The following is a 23,044-nucleotide window of genomic DNA, read 5'->3' on the forward strand; positions in this document are numbered from 1 at the left end:
GCCGTCATGATCCGCGCCCTGTCCCTGGCCGCCGCCCTCGCCGTCCTGCCGCTGTCCAGCGCCCTTGCCGGCGAAGCGCCGCGCGATCCTGAAAGCGCGTCCGAGGCCGCCATCGAGGCCGCGGCCTCGGCCTTCGAGGCCCGGATGGAGGCCTTCGGCGAACGCGCAGAGGCGATCTCCGCCGATGAGAGCCTGACCGCCATCCAGCGCGAGACGCGGATCGCGGCGATCTGGGCCGAATACGCACCGGAGGTCTCGGCCTTCACCGCCGAGATCACCCGCCACGCCGGCAGCATCGCCCAGGAAGCCCTCGCGGACATCGACGTGGAAGCCCTAGTCGCCGACGCCATGAACGACCCCCAGGTCCAGGGGGCCTTGGCCGCCGCGCCGGTCATGGCGACCAGCGGGGCCTGGGCCGCCAATGACCCGGAGCAGATCGTCACCTATGGCCTGATCGCCCAGTACGCCCTGGATCAGGCCGCCGAAGCGGTGACAGAGGCCGATGCCGAGGTCGTGGTCGCCCCCGAGGACTGAGGCTGCCTGTCCGGTGCGGGGTAGTGAGACGACGCAAGCCCGGCTAGGGTGACCGCATGATCCGGCCCCTGACCCGCCTGTTTGTCGATCATCCCCGCGAGGTCGGCGAGAGCTATCTGCACCACGCGGGCGTCGCCGCGCGCACGGGCCTGCGTCTGGCCCGTCTTTCTGTGGCCGCCTTCATCCATGCCGTGGTGCCGGGCCTGCACAAGAAGACCGTTTCGACCGCCATCAAGTCGATGGCCGACGATCTGGGCTACCGGGCCGAGGTCGCGCGCGAGGCGCGGATGGCCGAGGCCGGCGCCTTCGATCCCGGCCTCTGACGTGACCCCCATGCCCCAGGCCCTCGCGGGCGTGCGCGTGCTCGACCTGTCGCGCGTGCTGGCGGGGCCCTGGGCCACCCAGCTGCTGGCCGATCTGGGGGCCGAGGTCATCAAGATCGAACGGCCCGGCGTCGGCGACGACACCCGCGCCTGGGGCCCGCCCTTCACCACCCGGACCGACGGATCGCGCGGCGACAGCGCCTACTTCATGTGCGCCAACCGGGGCAAGAAGTCGGTCGAACTGGACATGGCCAGCCCGGAAGGGGTCGACACGATCCGGCGTCTGGCCGCGACCTGCGATGTCGTGGTCGAGAACTTCAAGGTCGGCGGACTGGCCAAATACGGCCTGGACTATGCCTCGCTGTCCAGGGACCGGCCCAAAGATCGACCGGCCCTGGTGTATTGCTCGATCACCGGCTTCGGCCAGACGGGCCCGCGCGCGTCGCAGGCGGGCTACGACTATATGATCCAGGCCATGGGCGGCCTGATGAGCGTCACCGGCCAGCCGGATGGATCGCCGGGGGCCGAGCCGATGAAGGTGGGCGTCGCCGTGGTCGATCTGGCCACGGGGCTCTATGCCTCCAACGCCATCCTCGCCGCCCTGCTGCATGCCCGGGCGACCGGACAGGGCCAGCACATCGACATCGCCCTGTTCGACGTCCAGGCCGCGATGCTGGCCAATCAGGCGACCAACTACTTCGTCTCCGGCACCGCCCCGACGCGGATGGGCAATGCCCACCCCAATCTGGTGCCCTACCAGCCCTTCCCGTGCACGGACGGCATGGTGGTGATCGCCGTCGGCAACGACGGTCAGTTCCGCACCCTGTGCGCCGTGCTGGGGGCGGATACCCTGGCCGGGGACGATCGCTACGCCACCAACGCGGGCCGGATCGCGCACCGGGTCGACCTGGTCGCGGCGCTCTCGGCCCTGACGCGCGATCTGACGATGGGTGCCTTGATGGCGAAGCTGGAACCCGCCGGCGTGCCCTGCGGCCCCGTCAACACCCTTGACCAGGTGTTCGACGAGCCCCAGGCGAAACATCGCGGGCTGGAGATCGAGCAGTCGCGCGCCGATCTGTCGGCGCCGGTCCGTACCGTGGCCTCGCCGATCCGGATGTCGGCGACGCCGGTCCGATATGCCGCCGCCCCGCCGGCTCTGGGAGCGGACACGGACGAGGTTCTCGCCTCGATCAGCCGTTGACCCGACCCGCAATCTCCTCGGCGGATAAGGGATCGGGACCGATCGACCAGTCGATCAGGGACAGACCCGGCACACGGCCGAAATGGCGGACATTTCGGGTGACCAGGGTCCAGCTTCGCGCGAGCGCCTGACCTGCGATCAGGGTGTCGATGTCGCCGATGGGCGTGCCGGCGGCTCTAAGTTCAGAGCTCAATCGTCCGGACGAGGCGGCATCGTCCGTTGTGAAATCGATCGTCTCGAAGTCCCGGAGGTAGCGCTCCACAAGCGCCGTGTTCTCGGCCGGCTGTTGGCTGATGGAGGCTCCACGAACGAGTTCGTGCACCACGATGGCGGAGATGAGCAGCGGCACGCCTTCATGCCGCGCCTGGTCGAAGCAGCGGCGATCATACCGGGGTCGTCGACGCAACGCGGCGACGATCTCACTGGTGTCGAGCGCCAGAACTACCAAGGTTTGCCGGGCGTGATCGTCTGAGGCGGCGGATCAGGAAAGGGATCATCCGGATCGATAAGCGCGTCGATCCCGGCCCAGAAAGCGTCCAGTTCTTCTTGCGTCCGGGCTTGTTTCGGCATCGGCGTCAGGATGACCTCGTCGCCTTCCCTGCGTATCCGCACCTCGCCGCCTTCAAAACGAAAGGCCTTGGGAAGTCGCACGGCCTGGCTGCCGCCATGCGCGAACAGGCGGGCGGTTTCGGCGACACCGGGGGGCTTGCGAGAGGGGGCCATGGCGGCGGCTTTCGTATCTACAGATCGTAGATACGTGTTCCGGCCACCATTTTCAACCGAACGCCGGTCCTACAGGTCCAGCAGGGCCCGGGCCGGGTCTTCCAGCAGCTGCTTGATCCGCACCAGGAAGGTCACGGCCTCCTTGCCGTCGACGATCCGGTGGTCGTAGCTGAGCGCCAGATACATCATCGGGCGGATCTCGACCTGGCCGTTCACGGCCATCGGGCGCTGGACGATGTTGTGCATGCCCAGGATGCCCGACTGGGGCGCGTTCAGGATCGGGGTCGACATCAGCGAGCCGTAGGTGCCGCCGTTGGTGATGGTGAAGGTGCCGCCCTGCAGCTGGTCCAGCGTCAGGTCGCCGTCGCGGGCGGCCTTGCCCAGGGCTGCGATGCCCTTTTCGATGCCCGCCAGCGACAGGGTGTCGGCGTCGCGCAGCACCGGCACGACCAGACCCTTCTCGGTGCCGACGGCGACGCCGATGTCATAGTGGTTCTTGTAGATGATGTCGGTGCCGTCGATCTCGGCGTTGACGGCCGGGATCTCCTTCAGCGCCGCGACGACCGCGCGGGTGAAGAAGCTCATGAAGCCCAGCTTGACGCCGTGGGCCTTCTCGAAAGCGTCCTTGTACTGGGTCCGCAGGGCCATGACCGTGGTCATGTCCACCTCGTTGAAGGTGGTCAGCTGGGCGGCCGTGTTCTGCGATTCCTTCAGGCGGCGCGCGATGGTCTGGCGCAGCCGGGTCATCTTGACCCGCTCCTCGCGCGGCTGGTCGGCGCGCGGGGCGGCGGCCGCGACCGGCGCCGGCGCCGGCGCACCGGCCTTGGCCGGCGCGGCCCCGATGGCGGCCAGGGCGTCGCCCTTGGTGATGTTGCCCTTCGGACCCGTCGGCGCGATCGCCGAGGCGTCCAGATTGTTCTCGGTCACGACGCGCTGCACCGACGGCGACAGCGGCTTGTCGGCTTGCGACGCATCGGCGGCCTTGAAGGCGGCCGATCCGCTGTTGGCCGAACCACCCGGGGCAGCGGCGGGGGCCGGTGCGGGCGCAGCGGCGGCGGCCGGGGCCGGGGCGGCCTCGGCGGGCTTGGCGGTGGCGGCGCCTTCGGTCACGGCCCCCAGGACCGCGCCCGGGGTCACCGTGTCACCCTCGGCGAAGTGGATGGCCTCCAGCGTGCCGTCGGACGGCGAGACGACCTCCAGCGAGACCTTGTCGGTCTCCAGCTCGACCAGCATCTCGTCCTTCTTGACGGCGTCGCCGACCTTCTTGGACCATTTGGCGATGGTCGCCTCGGAGACGGATTCACCGAGGGTGGGGGTCAGGATGTCGGCCATGGGGAGGTTTCCGGTCGTTCAGTCAGCGTCAGGGCTTGGCGGTCATATAGGCGATAACGGCGTCGGGTGTGAGACACCCGACGCCGACAATCAGGCGAGGGCCTCGGAGGTGAAGGCCTCGAGTTCCTTCAGGTGGCGGCTCATCAGGCCGGCGGCGGTCGAGGCCGAGGCGGGCCGTCCGACGTAGCGGGCGCGTTTGGACTTCACGTCCAGCTTCTCCAGCGTCAGCTCCAGCCAGGGATCGACGAAGGTCCAGCCGCCCATGTTCTTGGGCTCTTCCTGGCACCAGACCAGTTCGGCGTTGGGGAAGCGGGCCAGTTCGGTCGACAGCGACTTAATCGGCCACGGATAGAACTGCTCCAGCCGCATCAGATAGACGTCGTTGACGCCCTTCTTCTCGCGCGCGTCCAGCAGGTCGTAATAGACCTTGCCCGAGCACAGCACGACGCGGCGGATGTCCTTGTCGCCCTTGATCGTGATGCCGCTGACCTCGGGCCGCGTCTGGGCGTCGTCGTGCAGCACGCGGTGGAAGGACGAGCCCTCCGCCATGTCCTTCAGGGTCGAGACCGCCTTCTTGTGACGCAGCAGGCTCTTGGGCGTCATGATGATCAGCGGCTTCCTGAACGGCCGGTGCATCTGGCGGCGCAGGATGTGGAAATAGTTGGCCGGGGTCGTGCAGTTGGCGACCTGCATATTGTCCTCGGCGCACTGCTGCAGGAACCGCTCCAGCCGGGCCGAGGAATGCTCCGGCCCCTGACCTTCGTAGCCGTGCGGCAGCAGCATCGTCAGGCCGCACATGCGCAGCCATTTGCGTTCACCGGAACTGATGAACTGGTCGATCACGACCTGGGCCCCGTTCACGAAGTCGCCGAACTGGGCCTCCCACATCACCAGGGTGTTGGGATCGCTGAGCGCATAGCCGTATTCGAAGCCCAGCACCGCCTCTTCCGACAGGGCCGAATCGATGACCTCGAAATGCTGGTGGTCGCCGCCCAGGTTGTTCAGAGGCACATAGCGTTCCTCCGTGGTCTGATCGACGATGCCCGAGTGGCGCTGGCTGAAGGTGCCGCGCACCGAATCCTGGCCCGACAGCCGGACCGGGAAGCCCTCGGTCAGCAGCGAGGCGAAGGCGAGGCTCTCGGCCGTAGCCCAGTCGATGTCGGTGCCCTTGTCGATGGTCGCGCGGCGGGCGTCGATGACGCGCTTCAGCGTCTTGTGGATGTCGACCTGGTTCGGGATGGTCGTCAGCCGGTGGCCGAGGTCCTTGAGCTTGGCTTCCGCCACCGCCGTGTCGCCGCGGCGTTCCTCGCCGTCGGGCAGGCCCACGCCCTTCCACTGGCCGTCCAGCCAGTCCGCCTTGTCGGCGACGAAGCTCTTTCCGGCCTCGAACTGTTCGTCCAGATAGGCCTCGAACCGGGCGATCTCGGCGTCCACCTCGGCGGCGCTCAGCACGCCCTCCTCGACCAGCCGCCTGGAATAGATCTCGCGCGTCGAGGGCAGGCTGCGGATCTTCGAATACATCACCGGCTGGGTGAAGGTCGGATCGTCGCCCTCGTTGTGGCCGAAGCGGCGGTAGCAGAACATGTCCACCACCACGTCCTTCTTGAACTTCTGGCGGAACTCGGTCGCGACCTTGGCGGCGAAGACGACCGCTTCCGGATCGTCGCCGTTGACGTGGAAGATCGGGGCCTGGACCATCAGGGCCACGTCCGACGGATAGGGGCTGGACCGGCTGTTGCGCGGGCTGGTGGTGAAGCCGATCTGGTTGTTGATGACGAAATGCATCGTCCCGCCGGTGCGGTAGCCCTTCAGCCCCATCAGGGCGAAGCATTCAGCGACCACGCCCTGGCCGGCGAAGGCGGCGTCGCCGTGGATCAGCAGCGGCATGACCTTGGACCGGTCCAGCGCCCACTGGGCTTCCGGCAGGCCGGCGTTGGCCTCGCGGATGTCGAACGCCTGTTTCGCCCGCGCCTTGCCCAGCACGACCGGGTTGACGATCTCCAGGTGCGACGGGTTGGCGGTCAGCGACAGGTGGACGTGGTTGCCGTCGAACTCGCGGTTCGAGGAGGCCCCCATGTGGTATTTGACGTCGCCCGAGCCCTCGATGTCGCTGGGCACGGTCGAGCCGCCCTGGAACTCGTGGAAGATGGCGCGATAGGGCTTGCCCATCACCGCGGCCAGGGTGTTCAGGCGGCCGCGGTGGGCCATGCCGATGACGATCTCGTCGACGCCCAGGGCCCCGCCGCGCTTGATCATCTGCTCCAGCGCCGGGACCATGGCCTCGCCGCCGTCCAGCCCGAACCGCTTGGTGCCGGGGAAGCGCTTGTGCAGGAACCGCTCGAAGCCCTCGGCCTCGATCAGCTTGTTCAGGATGGCGATCTTGCCTTCCCGGGTGAAGCCGTTCTTCTCGAAGGCGTCGGCGCCCTCGAACCGCTGCTGCAGCCAGGATTTCTCCTCCGGCTCGGCGATATGCATGAACTGGATGCCGATATTGCCGCAATAGGTGCGGTTCAGGATCGCCAGCACCTCGCGGATCGTGCCGGTCTGCAGGCCCAGCACCCCGTCCAGATAGATCGGCCGGTCCATGTCGGCCTCGGTGAAGCCGTAGAACTCGGGGGTCAGCTCGGGATTGTTGGTCCGGGCCTCGATCCCCAGCGGGTCCAGCGTCGCCTGCAGGTGCCCGCGCACGCGATAGCTGCGGATCAGCATCAGCACACGGATGGAATCGTGGGCGGCGGCGCGGACCTCCTCGGCGGAGGCTCCGGTCGCGGCCGGGGCGGCGGGGGCGCCGGCGGCCGGCTTCGCCTTGGGGTCAGCCTTCGGGGCGGGCCAGCGGCCGTCGAACACCCCGGTCTCCTCGGTGGGTTCGGTCGCCTGCGACCGGCCCCAGCTCCCTGCGGCCGAGGACGCCTGCACGGTCGCGGCGGAGTCCCTCAGCTGGTCGAAGAAGCCGCGCCATTCGGCCGAGACGCTGGACGGATCGGCCGCCCATTTGTCGTGCAGTTCCTCGATGAAGGCGGCATTGGAGCCATAGAGGAAACTGGTCTCGGCAAAGACCTGGTTCAGCCGACCGGCATCGTCCGCCATAGTATTCGTCGTCCCGACTTCGGCCCCGGGTTGATCAGCGGTCACATCCGCGTGAGGCCAGCGCGGTTGATATAGGCGCTGTTTCCTTATGGGTCATGACCGAAGGAGGGCGAAAAGGCACTTTTTATCCTCCCCCGGAGCGCAGCGAACGGGGGAGGGGGACCGCGAAGCGGTGGAGGGGGCGAAAGCATGCACCGTGTCGGGGGTCGCCCCCTCCACCCCCGCGCCAGAGCGCGGCGGTCCTGAGGACGGCTCGTATACGAGCCGCCCGCAGCCCCCGCTGCGCGGGGGCGGATTAGCCCTTCAGCACTTCCACCAGCGTCTTGCCGAGGCGCGCGGGCGAGGGCGACATGGTGATGCCGGCGGCTTCCATCGCCGCGATCTTGCTCTCCGCATCGCCCTTGCCGCCGCTGACGACGGCCCCGGCGTGGCCCATGGTGCGACCCTTGGGCGCGGTCCGACCGGCGATGAAGCCGGCCATCGGCTTCTTGCGGCCCTTCTTGGCCTCGTCGATCAGGAACTGGGCGGCTTCTTCTTCCGCCCCGCCGCCGATCTCGCCGATCATGATGATCGAGGTGGTCTCGGGGTCGGCCAGGAACATTTCCAGCACGTCGATGAACTCGGTGCCCTTGACCGGGTCGCCGCCGATGCCGACGGCCGTGGTCTGGCCCAGGCCCTCGTTGGTCGTCTGGAACACGGCCTCATAGGTCAGGGTGCCCGAACGCGACACGACGCCGACCGAGCCCTTCTTGAAGATGGAACCCGGCATGATGCCGATCTTGCATTCGTCCGGGGTCAGGACGCCGGGGCAGTTGGGGCCCAGCAGGCGCGACTTCGAGCCTTCCAGGTGCCGCTTGACCTTGACCATGTCCAGCACCGGGATGCCCTCGGTGATGCAGGTGATGAAGGGGATCTCGGCGTCGATCGCCTCGATGATGGCGGCCGCGGCCCCGGCCGGCGGGACGTAGATGACCGAGGCGTCGGCCCCGGTGGCCTCTTTCGCTTCGGCGACCGAGGCGTAGATCGGCAGGCTTTCGCCATGCGATCCGGTCCAGTTCGTGCCGCCCTTGGTCGGGTGCACGCCCGCGACCATCTGGGTGCCGTGATAGGCCAGGGCCTGTTCGGTGTGGAACCCGCCGGTCTTGCCGGTCAGGCCCTGGACGATGATTTTCGTGTTCTTGTCGACGAGGATGGACATGGGTCTATCGATCTCTGGATGTGTCTGTCAGCAGGGCGGTGGCGGAGAGGCGTGAACCTCAGCCGACCGCCGCGACGATCTTCTGGGCGGCGTCGTCGAGGTCGTCGGCGGCCGTGATGGCCAGGCCCGACTCGTTCAGGATCTTCTTGCCCAGTTCGGCATTGGTGCCTTCCAGACGGACGACCAGCGGCACCTTCAGGCCCACTTCCTTCACGGCCGCGACCACGCCCTCGGCGATCACGTCGCACTTCATGATGCCGCCGAAGATGTTGACCAGGATGCCCTGGACGTTCGGGTCGGCGGTGATGATCTTGAAGGCCGCCGCGACCTTGTCCTTGCCGGCGCCGCCGCCGACGTCGCAGAAGTTGGCGGGTTCCTTGCCGTACAGCTTGATGATGTCCATCGTCGCCATGGCCAGGCCGGCGCCGTTGACCATGCAGCCGATGTTGCCGTCCAGCGAGACATAGGCGAGGTCCCATTTGGACGCCTCGATCTCCTTGGCGTCTTCCTCGGTCTCGTCGCGCAGGGTCTTGATGTCCTCGTGGCGGAACAGGGCGTTGCCGTCGAAGCTGACCTTGGCGTCCAGCACCCGCAGGTGGCCGTCCTTCATGACGATGAGGGGGTTCACCTCCAGCATGTCCATGTCGGTCTCGACAAAGGCCTTGTACAGGATGGGGAACAGCGACTTGCCGTCCTCGGCGGCCGCGCCGGTCAGGCCATAGGCGGCGTTGATGGCGGCCACGTCGGCCTCGGTCACGCCCGTCTCGGGGTCGATGACGATGGTCTGGATCTTGTCGGGCGTGTCGTGGGCGACGGCCTCGATGTCCATGCCGCCCTCGGTCGAGACGACATAGGCGATGCGGCCGTGGGCACGGTCGACCAGCAGCGAGCAGTACAGCTCGCGCTCGATGTCGGCGCCGTCCTCGATGTACAGGCGGTTGACCTGCTTGCCCGCGTCACCGGTCTGGGCGGTGACCAGGGTGTTGCCCAGCATCTCTTTCGCATGGGCCACGGCTTCCTCGACCGAGAAGGCCAGGCGCACGCCGCCCTTGGCGTCGGGGCCCAGTTCCTTGAACTTGCCCTTGCCGCGTCCGCCGGCGTGGATCTGCGACTTCACGACATAGAGCGGGCCGGGCAGGGACTTGGCAGCGGCCTCGACCTGATCGACCGAGGTCACGGCGACGCCGGCGGCGACCGGTGCGCCAAAGCCCTTCAGGACCTGTTTGGCCTGGTATTCGTGGATGTTCATGGAAAGACCGCCGCGATCGCTGGGAGAAGTTGGTCGCGCTTATAGGCGTGGCCCCTTCGCAGGTGCAACCGTCTGCGGGCCGCGCGGTCGTTCAGGCCCGCCGCGGCCGCACCGGAATCACGGTGGCCGCGGGATCCAGCCTGTGTCGCTCGATCAGGTCGCCCAGGTTGCGCGCGGCCCGCGTCAGGGCGTCGGCCTCGGCGGCCCGTCCCTCGGCCAGCAGCCAGGCCGCGCGCTGGGAGGCGCGCAACAGGGCCTCGCGGGACGAGACATGGTAGGTCGGCGCGTCGATGGGATCGATCGGCGGGATCGCGGCGGTCGCCACCGGATCGTCCCGGATCGCGGTCTCCAGCCGGGTCCACCCCTCGGCCCCGCGCGTCGGCGAAGGTTGGCCAGGCCGACGTCGAACCGGCGACAGACCGACGGCGCGGGCTCGCCTGCCAGATAGGCGGCTTTCACCTTGGCCCAGATTTCGGGGCCGCGATACCGGCGGGGTGTCGGGGTGTGCATCGGGACAGTGTGGACTGTCCCTGCGTCAGAATCGGTCGGAACGCCCCAGCCCGGGCCGGCCAGCGGTCGTCGAAGTCTTCGGTGTCGCCCGTGTCCGTCGCCGGATTGTCCCCGAAATCGCCCCGGCCTGTCTCCGAAGTCTCCCCGACATGTCTCTCATGTCGTCCGCTCGACTGGAGGAATTCCCGCTTCCGGGCACCTCGCAGTCGAGCAAGTCGACGCCTCAGTCGACCCAGTCGCGCCTCAGGCTGCGCGCCGCGATGAACAGCAGGATCGCCGCCAGGGCATAGAACCACTGCCCGACGTACAGCGAGTACCGCAGGGCCTCCTCGGCGAACCGGGGCGTCAGATAGTCCGACACCGCGCCCAGCAGATAGATCCCCAGTCCGATGCCGACCAGGTTGTTGATCAGCAGGAAGCTGGCCGAGGCGGTCGAGCGCATGTGCGCGGGCACCAGGTGCTGGACCGCCGTCGTGATCGGTCCCAGCCAGGCCAGCGCCAGGGCCTGGGGCACCAGGAACAGGGCGAAAGCCGTCCACTTGTCCGGGGTGTTCATGGCGATGAAGAACAGCGGCACGGCGATGATGAAGCCGACGGCCGGGACCAGCGGATAGGTCGCCTTCTTGACGCCCTTGCCCAGTTTGTCGGCCAGCCAGCCGCCCAGCCAGATGCCGGCCGTGCCGCCGATGAACGAGATGCCGGCCATGTACCAGGCGCGCTCGGCCCCCTCCATGCCCAGCGAGCGCTGGAAGAAGCTGGGCAGCCAGAAGGCCGCGCCATAGCCGTAGACCGAGGAACAGGCGGCCCCGAACGACAGGAACCAGAAACTGGGCTTCTTCAGCAGGATGGCCCAGACCTCGCCGAACGAGGCGGCCTTGACCGGCACCAGGGGCGTGACGATCCCGGACGCATCGGCGCCCGGGGCGGCCCGGTCGTATCGGCCCCGCACGGGGTCCTTGACCGTCAGTTTCAGCAGCGGCGCCAGAAGCACCCCGGCCAGGCCGATGACGATGAAGGCCGCGCGCCAGTCGATCGCCGCCGCCAGCAGGCCGCCGAAAAGATAGCCGAGCGCCGTGCCGATCGAGACGCCGAACGAATAGACCGCCAGCGCCCGTGCCCGCTGCATCTTGGGGAAATAGTCCGCGACCAGCGAATAGGACGGGGCCACGCCGCCCGCCTCGCCGACGCCGACGCCCATGCGCGCCCCGAACAGGAAGGTGAAGCCGGTCGCCAGGCCGCACAGGGCCGTGAAGCCGGACCAGACCGCCAGGGCCGTGGCGATGATCGAGGTGCGGCTGACCCGGTCGGCCAGCCAGGCGATCGGCAGGGCCAGGGTCGAATAGACGACGGCGAAGGCCGGCCCGCCCAGCAGGCCCAGCTGGCTGTCGGTGAAATTCATCTCGGCCTGGATGTAGGGGGCCAGGATGGCCAGCACCTGCCGGTCGATGAAGTTGAAGGTGTAGACCACCATCAGGAGCCCGAGGACGTAATAGCGGTAGGCCGGCCGCTCCAGCGGGGTCGGCGCGGCCGTGGCGTCGTTCAGCGTCATCCGGGTTTCCTCGTGGACTCTCGTTCCTTGCCGCCGACCGTAGCGGGCCGGATCAAGGCTGCAAAAGAAAAAGGGCGACGGCCCGATCGAACCGCCGCCCCAGTTTCATCCGTCTCGTCCGGGCACGAAGACTGCGTCCCGGGGAGCCATGGCGCGCCTAGTAGCGAACCGTCGCCTTGACCATCACGGTCTGGGGCGCGCCGTAGTAGGCGGTGCGGATGCCGCCGACCGAGGAGAACTCCTGGGCGTCGGTCTTGTAGACCTCGTCCGACAGGTTCTGGCCGTAGACGCCGACCGAATACCGGTCGGTCGGGTCGTTCCAGACGATGCGCGCGTCGTACAGCAGGTAGCCGTCCTGGAACACGCCGGGCAGCTGCACGTCCGAGTTGACCGGCGTGTTGTCGACCGCCAGCGCCATCGAGGAGCGATAGCGAACCGCGCCGCCGAAGGTGAAGTTCGAGCCGCCGTCCAGGTCCAGGACGTACTGCATGCCGTAGCGGACCGTCCATTTCGGCGAGAAGGCCGGGGTCTGGAAGGCGCGGCTGCCGTTGAACGCCGTGAAGCGGGCGTCGCGGAAGGTGTCGTATTCCGCGTTCAGCAGGCCGATCTGGGCGTCCATGGTGAAGGCGGGATAGGGCTGGGCGATCATTTCCAGCTCGGCCCCGTTGATCTTCAGCTCGCCGGCGTTGATCACCGACAGGACGGCGACCGGCAGGTTGGTGATCGGGTCGGTCTCCAGCCCCGACACGCGGGCCTGGAAGTCCTGGTAGTTGGTCTGGAACACGGTGCCGTTCAGCCGCAGGCGACCGTCCATCGACGTGGTCTTGACGCCGATCTCATAGGTGTCGGCGGTTTCCGGCGCATATTCGGTCGCCTCGGCCGCCGAGTTCGCACGGCCGTTGTAGCCGCCCGACTTGAAGCCCTGGGCGAAGCGGGCATAGGCCAGCACGTCCGGCGTGATCTGGTAGTCGGCCGACAGCATGACCGAGGTGTCGTCGTACTCGGCGACCGGCGGACGGAACGGGAAGGTCGCGTTGAAGGCCGGCAGGGCGCTGAAGAAGGTCGAGGTGGTGCGGACGTAGTCCTTTTCCTCTTCCGTGTAGCGGACGCCGCCCGACAGCCGCAGCTGGTCGGTGACCGAATAGGTCAGGTTGGCGTAGACCGCCTTGGAGGTGGTCTCCAGCGTGTCGTCGACCGTGCGCAGGAAGCCGGAGTTCAGGAACAGGGCGCCCAGCAGGTCGTCGGCATAGGCCTCCTGATGCGAATCCACGTTTTCCTTCAGGTAGTACAGGCCGCCGACCGCGCTGATCGGGCCGGAGGTGTAGTTCAGCTGGAACTCCTGGCTGACCTGGTCCTGATCGACGGCGACCAGGGCCGAGGTGACCTCGCGCGCCGTGGCGTCGAAGTCGATGTAGTCGTCCGTGTTCAGCTTGCGATAGGCCGTGATCGACCGGAGGGTGAGGCTGTCGCTGATGTCCCAGGCGATGTTGGCCGAGATGCCGCGCGATTCCAGACGGGTGGAGTTCGGCAGGCCGGGATCGACCACGGTCTGGAAGTTGTACTCCGGCAGGGGCGACGGCACGGCGACGATCGTCTGGCCGCTCGAGCCGACCAGGCTGTTTGTGGCCTGGCCGACCGTCAGGCCGGCGTCGTCGTTCGAATAGTCGGCGATGATGTCGATGCGCAGGTTGTCGGCCGGGTCCCAGGCCAGGGTGCCGCGCACCGCGGTGGAGTCCTTGTCGTTGTACTCCGCGCCCGTCACCGGGTTGGTGACGTAGCCGTCGCGGGTCGAGCGCAGGGCCGACAGGCCGAAGGCCAGCTGGTCGGTGATCGGGCCGGACACGGCGCCCTGGACGTCGATCATGTTGTAGTCGCCGTACGCGACCGAACCGCGCCCGCGCCACTCCTGGCCCGGACGACGCGACACCAGCTTCAGCGCTCCGCCGATGGTGTTCTTGCCGTAAAGGGTCCCCTGCGGCCCGCGCAGCACCTCGACGCGCTCCACGTCCAGCAGATCGAACTGCGTCCCCCGGATCCGGCTGTAGTAGACGTCGTCGACATAGACCCCCACCGCCGGATCAAACGTCTGCAACGCATCCGGCTGACCCACGCCGCGAATGTAGATGTTGGTCGCGTTGGACGACCCACGGCCCTGGACGATGTTCAGGTTCGGCACCGCACCCTGGAGGTCCAGCACCTGCTGCGCTCCGCGGCGTTCCAGCGACTCACCCGAAAAGGCCGACACGGCCAGCGGCACCGTCTGGACCGATTCCTCGGAGCGGCGGGCGGTGACGACGATGTCCTCGACGGTCGTCTGTTCGTCCGACTGGGCGTCCTGCGCCATCGTCATCGACGACGCCGCGCTCCATGCCGCGCCAGCCAGCAGCACACTCTTCATGAATCTGTTCATGCGAAACCCCATCCTTTGTTCGTTTCCAGCCGTTGGACGCTTTTATTCAGCGTTCGATGATTTTCGCGAAACTGACGGCCTTTGGTCCCGGTGTCAAACAGCAGCGCTTCCGGAACGGAAAGTCGACGGCGGCTGTGGCGCCGTTGCACCGACGTCGTGCCCGTGCCTAGCTTGATGCGATGACAAAGTTCGATGTCCCGCCCCTCACGCCCGCCGTTCCGGCCAGGCGAGGCCGACCCCCCAAGGTCAAGGCCCAGTCCGTGGGCGGCGACACCCGCGAGTCCATCCTCGACGCGGCCGAGGACCTGTTCTCCAAGCACGGATTCTATGGGGTCACGATCCGCGAGGTGGCGCGCGAGGCCGGGGTCGATACGGCTCTGGTTCACTACTATTTCGGGGCCAAGCGGGGGCTGTTCGACGCGGTCTTCCTGCGCCGGGCCGAGGTCTGGAACGACGAGCGGGTGGCGGCGATCAACCGTTATGCCCTGGCGAATGCCGGGTCGATGACGCTGGAAGGTCTGCTGCGCGCGTTCCTGGATCCGCCGTTCCAGTGGTCGCTGAAGGGTGGGCCGGGGTGGAAGCACTATGCCGCCCTGGTGGCGCAGACCAACGCCAATCCGACTTTCGGGGGGGAAACCATGGCCCGTTATTTCGACCCGGCCATCCGCCGGCTGATCGAACTGATCCGGACCCTGCTGCCGGAGGCGCGTGAGGTCGATCTCTACTGGGCCTGGCACAATCTTTCGGGGGCCCTGACCCTGACGCTGGGCGAGACGGGACGCCTGGACCGGCTGTCGGACGGGCTGTGCCGATCCGGCGATCTGGAGACGGCCTGCGACTACATGGTCCGCTTCGCCGCCGCCGGATTCCGCGCGGTCTGCGAGAAAGCCTAGGGCGCTACGGCTCGCGGCTTAAGCGATCCCGTTGTCATCCCAGGAAGACACGCCACATCAATCGGCCGGGAAAGAATGTGAACATGCCCGCGATCAGCAGGGCTCCGACGAACAGCCCTGTCATCCGGCTCCGGTGTGCAGCGACGTTATGGGTCCGGGCGGCGTAGAGGGCCATCGGCAGGATGATGAGGGTCCAGCCGGTCAACAGGTGGATCCACGAGAATGACCCGGGATTGATGCTCCGGATGAAGAGCGAACTGAGGGCAACGGTCGCCATGGCGGCGGCCCAGGTCCAGCCGAGGGTCCGGTGGAGGGTGTTGCCCTTGACCCCCGCCAGCAGGACGACACCGATCCCCAAAGCCAGCGTGGCCGCGCCGATGTGGACCTGCAGCACCGGGGCCTGCTCCGCCAGAAGGGCCCAGTCGGGCGCATGCAGGCGCACGGGCAGCCCCCAGCCCGGCGCAAGCACCAACAAAAGCCACGCCAGAACGGCCGCCGCGATCAGGGGCGGGCCGAAGGTCAGGGTCTGGCGAAGCGGGCCCTGCGTCGGGATCAGGTGAGTCATGGGGTCGGTCCTTGCGAAGTCCGGGGACCGTTCCCCGTCCCGCGGCCTCCGGCCAGCGTCCTTGCGCCGTCGACCACCCGCCGTTCGCGAACGGGCACGCCCTAACGCAGGGTGAAGGCTCCTCTGGCCCCACGGGTCGGGACATCGATCGCGGCGGCGTCGAAGGGCGGCGGTCCGAACCGGCCGCGCGCGTCGTTGGAGAAGCCATAGGCCTCCTTCGGCACGCCGATCGGCCACAGGGTCAGGTCGCCGTTGCCGTCCGTGTCATGAAACGCCGCGACCGCATACCGGCCGGGTGCCAGCCCCGGGATCACGACCGAGGTCACCGGTCCGTTGCGCGGTACGGTCCGGGTCGCGACCGGTCCCTCGCCGCTCCGGAAGGACGCGGCATCGCGATAGACGGCCACCGCGATCGACCCGCCGCTGCCCCGGGACGCGATGTCCAGCGTCAGGTCCGATGCCACGGCCGGGCTCGCCAGGACCGTGACGATCGCCGCGATTGCCAACTTCATCGAAACGCCTTTTGGTGATCTGCGCCCGCCCCGACCCCTGATGCCATCCGCCGGAGCCGTCCGTCCAGCCATGACCGTCACGCCTGCCCCGACCGCAGCCCGCCCTGTCCGTCCGATGAATGTCGGTCTGGCGCGGGGACTGGGCGTCGCCGCTGCCGCCGGCGTGGTGCTGGCGCTGACCGGCGCGTTCGGCACCGTCGGGGTACCGCTCTGGCTGAGGCTGGCCTACTGGGTCCCGGTGATGCTGGCCGGGGCGTCCTGGGGACACGTGTGCTCGCGCATCGTCGATCGCTGGATCGACATGGACGAGCGACCCTGGCTGACGGTCCTGGCCCTGACGGCCACCATCACCGGGCCGGTCTCCCTGCTGGTGTGGCTTGCCACCGGACTGGTGTTCGAGGGTCAGGTCTATCCGCTGTCGTCCCTGCCCCTGATGATCGGTCCGGTGCTGACGATCACGGCCGTCATGAGCGCCATCAACGTCTTCCTCGGCAAGGCCCAGCCGGTCCAGACCCATGCCGCCCCGACCGGCACGGCTCCCGCCCGGTTCCCCGACCGCCTGCCGATGAAGCTGAGAGGAGCCACGATCCGCGCGGTCCAGGCCGAGGACCACTATCTGCGTATCCACACCGATCGCGGGTCCGACCTGATCCTGATGCGACTGTCCGACGCTCTGGACGAACTGGAAGGTCTGGAAGGCTCCCAGACCCACCGCAGCTGGTGGGTGGCCCGCGACGCCGTGCGCGACATTTCCCGGGGGGACGGCCGCGCGACCCTGACCCTGGACGGGGGCCTGACCGCGCCGGTCAGCCGCCGCTATGCCCGGGCTCTCCGAGAGGCCGGCTGGTACTGAGTCCGGGGGCGATCGGGGTCCGTCACCCGCGCCAGGCCCCATGGAATCCGGCAGGCAGGGCCACATCGGCGCGCCAGGTGGCGACCGGACCGTCCTCGACGCGCGCGACGTCGAACACATGCAGCTCCGTCACCCCTTCGGCCAGATTGATCGACGGCGCGACCAGCCAGGCGTCGCGCTCGGCGGTCGTGCCCGGTTTGGGCACGAAGACGGCTTCCTCCATGATCTGGGTGTCGTCGAAGGCGAAGGCGTGATTGCGCCCGGTCCTCCAGTCCTGGATCGCCAGTCCGTTGGGCAGGGGCCGTCCGCCGCGCTCGCCGGCCACATGGACGGTCAGGTCGCGGGCCAGGCCGGCCCGGCGGGGATCGCCCTTCGGGAACTCGGCGGTCACGCCGGACGAGGCCATCCCAGCCCGGCCGTCGGGATGCAGGGTCACCAGTTTCAGGACGCTCGGCTGGCCGGGCACCGTGCCACGCCCGGCGACCAGGACCCGCGCCCCCTCGATGGCGAAGGTGTTGTCGATATTGGCCGCGACGTCGAACCGGATCGTGCCGTCCGCCTCCTCCCAGCCATCGCCCAGATGGAAGAACGAGAAGGTCTCCAGTTCGTACAGCCGCGTGCGGGTCAGGTCGGCCTTGTCGACCACCAGGACCTGGGTACCCAGCTCCGGCTTCCAGGCGAACTGGGTCAGGAACGGCATGGCCCGGTGGTCGAACACCCAAGGCTGCAGCACGAAGATCAGCGATCGCTCGGTGGCCGTGAAGTCATGCAGGTAGCTGGCGCGGGGCAGGGTGACGACCTGGGCGTCGATCAGGCTGCCGTCGCGGTTCAGATGCCAGACGATGGCCTGTTCGCCATTGGTGCCGACGTTCCAGATGGTGCCGTCCGGCGCGAAGCGCGGGTGGGCCTGGAACGGCATGCTCTTCAGGTCGGGTCGCAGGGTGACGAAGTCCTCGGTGGCCAGGGTCGCGGCGTCCATCGCCAGGGGCGCGCCGCCCTCCCACAGGGCCCAGACCTTGTCGCCGGTGACCATGACGGCGGTGTTGGCGGCGTTCGCGTCGTCGTTCGACCCGATCCGCGCCCGGGCGTCGCCGGGCGTTCCGAACCCCGGCGTGACGACGGCGTCCAGCTCCGTTTCGGTCCGGCGTTTGGGCGTGTCCGCGAAACGGGCCGCCAGGGTGACGCCGCCGTCCACCAGACTGAAGGACCGCATCAGCCCGTCGCCATCGAACCAGTGAGTGGCCGATCCGCCGGGCCGGCGGAACTTTCCGGGACCGTTGCGGAACAGCGTCCCCTCCAGTCCCGCCGGTGCCCGGCCGTGGACCAGCCGCATGGCGCGGGGGGCGACGTCGCCCTCCAGGTCGGCGGTGGCGAGGGCCCAGGGGGCGGCGGCGTCCTGGGCGATCGCGGCCCGCACCATTTCGGGCGTGGCGACGGCAGCGGACAGGGCGGCGGCACCCATCAGGAAGTGGCGGCGGGACGGGGTCATGGCGGATCTCATGTCAGGGATTTCGGAGTGTGCAGCCACGGTGAGCCGCCGCAGGATGAGCGGCGGCTCGCGGCAGGCTCAACGGATGCTGATGGTCTGTGCGGTGGCTCCCGAGACCGCGAAATGCGCACGATCCCAGCCGGCCGGCCCCATGTTGCCGACGGCATTGTTGGAGAAGGCGAAGGGCTCGGTCGGCATGCCGAACGGATTAGTGTCCATCCGGCCATTGCCGTTCACGTCGTGAAAGGCCTTCACGCCATAGTCGCCGTCGGGCAGGCCGTCGAACGTGACCGTGCGCTCGCCGGCGGCGACGTCGATGCGGGCGGCCCGGACCGGCTGGCCTCCGCCATAGGTTGTCTGGTCGTAGAGGGCGACCATCACGGCGCCGGTGTCCGCGCGGGTCTCGAAGGTCAGGCTGACGGAAGCGTCGGCACCGGGCTCGGCCGCGAAGGCGGGGGCGGCGGACATGATGACGGCGGCGATCAGGGAAGCGGTGCGGAACATGGCTGGCATCCTCGGGCTTGAAGGTCCGACCACCGGGCCTTCGATGACCCGACCGTGAGCCGGCGGATCGACGGTCGCCAGCCGGTTTGCGGCGATGCCCGCCCGGTCTTCGCGAATGGCGGCGCACGTCCATCGGCGATGCGTGAATGGCCACCACGGAGACCTTTCCACGCCAACGACCACTTTCCGCAGGGATGTTTGAGGCGCATCATCGGGGTGTTGCATCCCGGAGACCGTCCCATGACCAAGTCCGCCCCCAAGATTCTGCTCGCCCTGTCCCTCGCCCTTGCCGCTTCGGCCTGTGCGAGCGCGGGCAGCCGACCCAACAGCTACGCCGCCGAGCTGGCCGAACTGGAGGCAAGCTGCACGGCGCGCGGTGGCATCCTGACGCCCGCCGAGGTCGGCCGTCAGGTGGGTCGCCCGCAGACGGAATATGCCTGCAGGATCAATGACGGCGGCACACGCCTGCGCAACTGAGCGCACGATTCAACCCCTGTTTGACCGCGCCGACGCAGCGGTTCAGAAGGCCCGGACACAGCGGGGACCTGCGTGACCGGACCGATCGACAGCGTGGCCATCGTCGGCGGAGGCTTTTCCGGGGCCATGCTGGCGGCGCGGCTGGCCGAGCGTGGTGCCCCCTCGATCCTGATCAACAGGACCGCCGATTTCGGGCTGGGCGTCGCCTATTCCACGCCCTTTGACGGTCACCTCCTGAACGTCCGCTCGGCGCGTATGAGCGCCCTGGCCGAGGATCCTGGCCATTTCGTGCGCTGGTTGCAGGATCACCATCCATCGCTGGCGGACCCGGACGGGTTCGCGCCCCGTCGGCTGTTCGGCCTCTATGTCCAGTCGCGCCTCGCCGAGGTGGAGGCCCGTCATCCCGGCCGGATCCAGAGACGGATCGCCGAGGTCGCGGCCATCGTGCCCGAGGGCGTTCGACTGGACGACGGTGCGGTGATCGCCGCCGATGCCGTCGTCCTGACCACCGGCAATCCGGCTCCGCGCACGGCGGGCCCGGCCGGTTCCTCGAACGCCGTCGTTCCCGATCCCTGGGCACCCGGTGCGCTGGGAAGGATCGCCGCGGACGACGACATCCTCCTGATTGGCACGGGTCTGACCATGGTCGATGTGCTGCTGAGCCTGAACGCCGGCGGATGGAGAGGGCGGGCCACGGCGCTGTCGCGTCGCGGACTCCTGCCCCGGGGCCATCGCCTGAAACCGGACAGCCCGACATCCCCGACGGAGGCCTTGCTGTCCGGACGCCTGTCGACGCGGCTTTCAGAGGCCCGACGTCTGTCCGATCTGGGCGGCTGGCGCGAGGTGATGGAAGGCCTGAGGCCGATCACGGCCCGCCTGTGGGGCGAGGCGGACCTGGCCACGCGCAGCCGGGTGGTCCGGCATCTGCGACCCTGGTGGGATGTCCACCGTCATCGCGTGGCCCCGGCCGTCGCGGCCGTCATCGAAGGTCTGTGCGCTGAGGGACGTCTGGATGTCGTGGCCGGACGCGTGCGAACGGTCACCTCCGACGAGGGCGCGGTGCGTCTGGACTGGACCCCGCGACACGGCCCGGCCCGGCCGGCGCTCGGCGCACGGTGGCTGATCGACTGCTCCGGCCCCGGTCACGCTCCGGACGCCGATCCCCTGACGGCCCCGCTGATCGCCTCGGGGCGCGCGCGACTGGATCCGCTGGGACTGGGGCTGGAGCTCGATCCGGGTGGACGCGTGCTGAACGCCGCCGGCGACCCCGATTCCCGGCTGTTCGTCCTCGGCCCGCCCGCGCGTGCGGCCTTCTGGGAGACGATCGCGGTGCCCGATATCCGCAAGCGAATCGAGGACGTCGTCACGGCCCTGACCGCTCAGGCATAGGCCCCGTTGCGCAGGTTGATGCCGTATTCGACGCTGGCCTTGAGCGCCGACAGCATCTGGGTCCAGCCCATGCAGTTGCCGTAGGAGGCCTTGAGTCCGGTCGGCGTCTCGCGCCATCCCTCCTCTGCGATCCGCACCAGGGTTCGGCCGCCGTCGTCGAGCGGCGAGAAGGTCATGGTCACCGTGGTCATGTATTTCGCGCCGATCACGGGGTCGCCGTCCTTGGGGACGCCTTCGTTGGCCTCCCATCGTAGGACGATCCGCTCGTCCTGGATGACCTCGACCACCTCGACCGGGAAGGCACCGGGAAAGTCCGCGAAATCCCACTGCACGGTTGCGCCCGTCTCGAGCCGTCCCGCCGCCCCGCCGGTGGTGAAATACTGGGACAGTTTCGCGGGATCGGCCACAGCCTCGAACACCTCGCGCACGGGCCGGCCAACCCGGGTGCTCACCTCGAATTTCAGCTCCATCGTCCCTCTCCACGGTTGATGGGACGCCTTATATGTTATAGAAACATAACATGTCAAACGACGACGATCTCGACAACGTTTTCAAGGCCCTGGCCAATCCGGTTCGGCGACGCCTGCTGGATGCGATGAAGGACGGGCCGCGCACGACCGGGCAGCTGTGCGAGGCCGAGTCCTCGCTGGATCGGTGCACGGTCATGCAGCACCTGAAGGCGTTGGAAACGGCTGACCTGATCATCGTACGGCGCGAAGGCCGTGAACGCTGGAATCACCTCAACGCGATGCCGATCAAGGCCGTTCACGACCGCTGGATCGCGCCCTATGCGCGCGGAGCCGTGGCCATGCTGGCGGACCTGAAAGAGCGGGTGGAGGGCTAGCCCGCCGCCTTCACCGCAGCCGACACATCCGCCACGACCCGTTTGACCAGGGCCCCGTCGTCGCCCTCGGCCATCACCCGGATCAGCTTTTCGGTGCCGGACGGCCGGACCAGCAGCCGGCCCGAACCGTTCAGCGCGGCCTCGCCCTCGGCGATCGCCGCCTTGACCGCGGCGTCCTCGAGCGGCTTTCCGCCCGTGAAGCGGACGTTCTGCAGCAACTGCGGCACCGGCGCGAACTGGCGGGCCAGCTCGCTCATCGGCTTGCCGCTCTCGACCATCACGGCCAGCACCTGAAGCGCCGCCATCAGGCCATCCCCGGTGGTGGCGTGGTCGTGCAGGATCAGGTGGCCGGACTGTTCGCCGCCCAGGTTGAAGCCGCCCGAACGCATCCGCTCCATGACGTAGCGATCGCCGACCTTGGTCCGCTCCAGCGTCAGGCCGTCGGCCTTCAGGGCGCGCTCCAGGCCCAGGTTGGACATGACGGTCGCCACCACGCCTCCGCCCTTCAGCACGCCGCGCCGGGCCCAGTCGCGGCCGATCAGCGCCATGATCTGGTCGCCGTCGACGACCTTGCCGTTCTCGTCGCAGACGATCAGCCGGTCGGCGTCTCCGTCCAGGGCGATGCCGATGTCGGCCCGGTACTGCTTGACCGCCGCCGCCAGGGTTTCCGGATGGGTCGAGCCGCATTCGGCATTGATGTTGGTCCCGTTCGGCGACACGCCAACGGCGCAGACCTCGGCCCCCAGCTCGAACAGGGTGGTCGGCGCGACGCGGTACCCGGCCCCGTTGGCGCAATCCACGGCGATGCGCAGGCCCGACAGCGACAGGTGGCGCGGAAAGGCCGCCTTGGCGATCTCGATGTAGCGGGGCGGGGCGTCGTCGATGCGTTTGACGCGCCCGAGCCGGTTGGACGGGGCCAGGCCTTCGTCGAGTCCGGCATCCATCAGCGCCTCGATCTTCAGCTCGATCTCGTCCGACAACTTGTAGCCGTCCGGTCCGAACAGCTTGATGCCGTTGTCGGCATAGTCGTTGTGCGAGGCCGAGATCATCACGCCCAGGTCCGCCCGCATGGACCGGGTCATCATGGCCACACCCGGCGTCGGGATCGGGCCGAAGGTGCGCACATCCATCCCGACCGAGGCGAACCCGGCGACCAGGGCGGGCTCGATCATATAGCCGCTGAGGCGGGTGTCCTTGCCGATCACCACCAGGTGGCGGCGGTCGTCGCCCGACATGAACAGCTTGCCCGCCGCCAGTCCGACCCGCAGGGCGATCTCGGCCGTCATGGGCGACGCGTTCGCCTTGCCGCGAATGCCGTCGGTCCCGAAATATTTGCGCTCGCCCATCGTCAGCTCCCGGCCGAAATCATCCGAAACGCCTTTTTAGGTGATGACGTCCTAAG

At 68.4% G+C, this 23,044-nt stretch carries 23 protein-coding genes; 8 read left to right on the forward strand and 15 right to left on the reverse strand.

Features of this window, described 5'->3' with window-relative positions; all coding sequences use genetic code 11:
- Positions 1–6: 6 nt before the first annotated feature.
- Genes BRESU_RS02310 through BRESU_RS02320 form a run of 3 tightly spaced genes read left to right on the forward strand, consistent with a single transcriptional unit; the run spans position 7 to position 2,058 of the window.
- Positions 7–534, forward strand: a complete 528-nt coding sequence (locus tag BRESU_RS02310; protein WP_013267880.1) for a hypothetical protein — start codon at positions 7–9, stop codon at positions 532–534.
- A 56-nt stretch (positions 535–590) separates the two neighbouring features.
- A complete protein-coding gene (locus BRESU_RS02315; RefSeq protein ID WP_013267881.1) occupies positions 591–857 on the forward strand; it encodes a DUF6356 family protein in 267 nt (88 codons plus the stop codon).
- 10 nt (positions 858–867) lie between these two features.
- A complete protein-coding gene (locus BRESU_RS02320; protein WP_013267882.1) occupies positions 868–2,058 on the forward strand; it encodes a CaiB/BaiF CoA transferase family protein in 1,191 nt (396 codons plus the stop codon).
- Here BRESU_RS02320 and BRESU_RS02325 read toward each other — a convergent pair.
- The 9 genes from BRESU_RS02325 to BRESU_RS02365 form a co-directional block, all read right to left on the reverse strand.
- Positions 2,048–2,506, reverse strand: a complete 459-nt coding sequence (locus BRESU_RS02325) for a type II toxin-antitoxin system VapC family toxin (protein WP_013267883.1) — start codon at positions 2,504–2,506, stop codon at positions 2,048–2,050. The genes BRESU_RS02320 and BRESU_RS02325 overlap by 11 nt on opposite strands.
- On the reverse strand, positions 2,500–2,781 hold the full coding sequence (locus tag BRESU_RS16745; RefSeq protein WP_013267884.1) for an antitoxin: 282 nt from the start codon (positions 2,779–2,781) through the stop codon (positions 2,500–2,502). Before BRESU_RS16745 ends, BRESU_RS02325 begins: the two co-directional genes overlap by 7 nt.
- Positions 2,782–2,850: 69 nt before the next feature.
- On the reverse strand, positions 2,851–4,113 hold the full coding sequence (gene odhB, locus BRESU_RS02335; protein ID WP_013267885.1) for a 2-oxoglutarate dehydrogenase complex dihydrolipoyllysine-residue succinyltransferase: 1,263 nt from the start codon (positions 4,111–4,113) through the stop codon (positions 2,851–2,853).
- A 90-nt stretch (positions 4,114–4,203) separates the two neighbouring features.
- Positions 4,204–7,200, reverse strand: a complete 2,997-nt coding sequence (locus BRESU_RS02340) for a 2-oxoglutarate dehydrogenase E1 component (protein WP_013267886.1) — start codon at positions 7,198–7,200, stop codon at positions 4,204–4,206.
- 295 nt (positions 7,201–7,495) lie between these two features.
- Positions 7,496–8,398, reverse strand: a complete 903-nt coding sequence (gene sucD / locus BRESU_RS02345) for a succinate--CoA ligase subunit alpha (RefSeq protein ID WP_013267887.1) — start codon at positions 8,396–8,398, stop codon at positions 7,496–7,498.
- A gap of 58 nt (positions 8,399–8,456) precedes the next feature.
- Positions 8,457–9,647, reverse strand: a complete 1,191-nt coding sequence (sucC, locus tag BRESU_RS02350; protein ID WP_013267888.1) for an ADP-forming succinate--CoA ligase subunit beta — start codon at positions 9,645–9,647, stop codon at positions 8,457–8,459.
- A gap of 91 nt (positions 9,648–9,738) precedes the next feature.
- On the reverse strand, positions 9,739–9,972 hold the full coding sequence (locus BRESU_RS02355; protein WP_013267889.1) for a hypothetical protein: 234 nt from the start codon (positions 9,970–9,972) through the stop codon (positions 9,739–9,741).
- Between the two features lie 408 nt (positions 9,973–10,380).
- Entirely contained in the window at positions 10,381–11,706 is a 1,326-nt protein-coding gene (locus BRESU_RS02360; RefSeq protein ID WP_013267890.1) for a spinster family MFS transporter, read from the reverse strand.
- A gap of 157 nt (positions 11,707–11,863) precedes the next feature.
- On the reverse strand, positions 11,864–14,116 hold the full coding sequence (locus BRESU_RS02365; protein WP_013267891.1) for a TonB-dependent receptor: 2,253 nt from the start codon (positions 14,114–14,116) through the stop codon (positions 11,864–11,866).
- 179 nt (positions 14,117–14,295) lie between these two features.
- Here BRESU_RS02365 and BRESU_RS02370 point away from each other — a divergent pair, with 179 nt between their 5' ends.
- Positions 14,296–15,009 carry a TetR/AcrR family transcriptional regulator gene (locus BRESU_RS02370; RefSeq protein WP_013267892.1) on the forward strand — a complete coding sequence of 238 codons (714 nt, stop codon included), beginning with the start codon at positions 14,296–14,298 and terminating at the stop codon, positions 15,007–15,009.
- A 34-nt stretch (positions 15,010–15,043) separates the two neighbouring features.
- On the opposite strand, the gene BRESU_RS02375 is transcribed toward BRESU_RS02370, so the two are convergent.
- Together BRESU_RS02375 and BRESU_RS02380 are read right to left on the reverse strand one after the other, a co-directional pair.
- Entirely contained in the window at positions 15,044–15,574 is a 531-nt protein-coding gene (locus BRESU_RS02375; protein ID WP_013267893.1) for a DUF2306 domain-containing protein, read from the reverse strand.
- Positions 15,575–15,675: 101 nt separating this feature from the next.
- Positions 15,676–16,086 carry a DUF2141 domain-containing protein gene (locus BRESU_RS02380; protein WP_013267894.1) on the reverse strand — a complete coding sequence of 137 codons (411 nt, stop codon included), beginning with the start codon at positions 16,084–16,086 and terminating at the stop codon, positions 15,676–15,678.
- 70 nt (positions 16,087–16,156) lie between these two features.
- Here BRESU_RS02380 and BRESU_RS02385 point away from each other — a divergent pair, with 70 nt between their 5' ends.
- Positions 16,157–16,939, forward strand: a complete 783-nt coding sequence (locus BRESU_RS02385) for a LytTR family DNA-binding domain-containing protein (protein ID WP_245528586.1) — start codon at positions 16,157–16,159, stop codon at positions 16,937–16,939.
- Between the two features lie 22 nt (positions 16,940–16,961).
- Here the strand turns inward: BRESU_RS02385 and BRESU_RS02390 are convergent, their stop codons facing one another.
- Positions 16,962–18,428 (reverse strand): carotenoid oxygenase family protein, encoded by a 1,467-nt coding sequence (locus tag BRESU_RS02390; protein ID WP_013267896.1) that lies wholly within the window; start codon positions 18,426–18,428, stop codon positions 16,962–16,964.
- A 78-nt stretch (positions 18,429–18,506) separates the two neighbouring features.
- The gene (locus BRESU_RS02395; protein ID WP_013267897.1) at positions 18,507–18,932 is read right to left on the reverse strand and encodes a DUF2141 domain-containing protein; all 426 of its coding nucleotides are present in this window, start codon (positions 18,930–18,932) and stop codon (positions 18,507–18,509) included.
- Positions 18,933–19,172: 240 nt separating this feature from the next.
- Here BRESU_RS02395 and BRESU_RS02400 point away from each other — a divergent pair, with 240 nt between their 5' ends.
- Together BRESU_RS02400 and BRESU_RS02405 are read left to right on the forward strand one after the other, a co-directional pair.
- Complete coding sequence (locus tag BRESU_RS02400; RefSeq protein ID WP_013267898.1) at positions 19,173–19,409, forward strand: hypothetical protein; 237 nt, start codon at positions 19,173–19,175, stop codon at positions 19,407–19,409.
- Between the two features lie 72 nt (positions 19,410–19,481).
- Positions 19,482–20,798 (forward strand): FAD/NAD(P)-binding protein, encoded by a 1,317-nt coding sequence (locus tag BRESU_RS02405; protein WP_013267899.1) that lies wholly within the window; start codon positions 19,482–19,484, stop codon positions 20,796–20,798.
- Here the strand turns inward: BRESU_RS02405 and BRESU_RS02410 are convergent.
- Positions 20,789–21,268 (reverse strand): SRPBCC domain-containing protein, encoded by a 480-nt coding sequence (locus BRESU_RS02410; RefSeq protein ID WP_013267900.1) that lies wholly within the window; start codon positions 21,266–21,268, stop codon positions 20,789–20,791. The genes BRESU_RS02405 and BRESU_RS02410 overlap by 10 nt on opposite strands.
- A 50-nt stretch (positions 21,269–21,318) precedes the next feature.
- On the opposite strand from BRESU_RS02410, the gene BRESU_RS02415 reads away from it, so the two are divergent.
- On the forward strand, positions 21,319–21,642 hold the full coding sequence (locus BRESU_RS02415; protein ID WP_013267901.1) for an ArsR/SmtB family transcription factor: 324 nt from the start codon (positions 21,319–21,321) through the stop codon (positions 21,640–21,642).
- Here BRESU_RS02415 and glmM read toward each other — a convergent pair.
- A complete protein-coding gene (glmM, locus tag BRESU_RS02420) occupies positions 21,639–22,988 on the reverse strand; it encodes a phosphoglucosamine mutase (protein ID WP_013267902.1) in 1,350 nt (449 codons plus the stop codon). The genes BRESU_RS02415 and glmM overlap by 4 nt on opposite strands.
- Positions 22,989–23,044 lie beyond the last annotated feature (56 nt).

It is taken from the genome of Brevundimonas subvibrioides ATCC 15264 (assembly GCF_000144605.1).
GTDB lineage: Bacteria > Pseudomonadota > Alphaproteobacteria > Caulobacterales > Caulobacteraceae > Brevundimonas > Brevundimonas subvibrioides.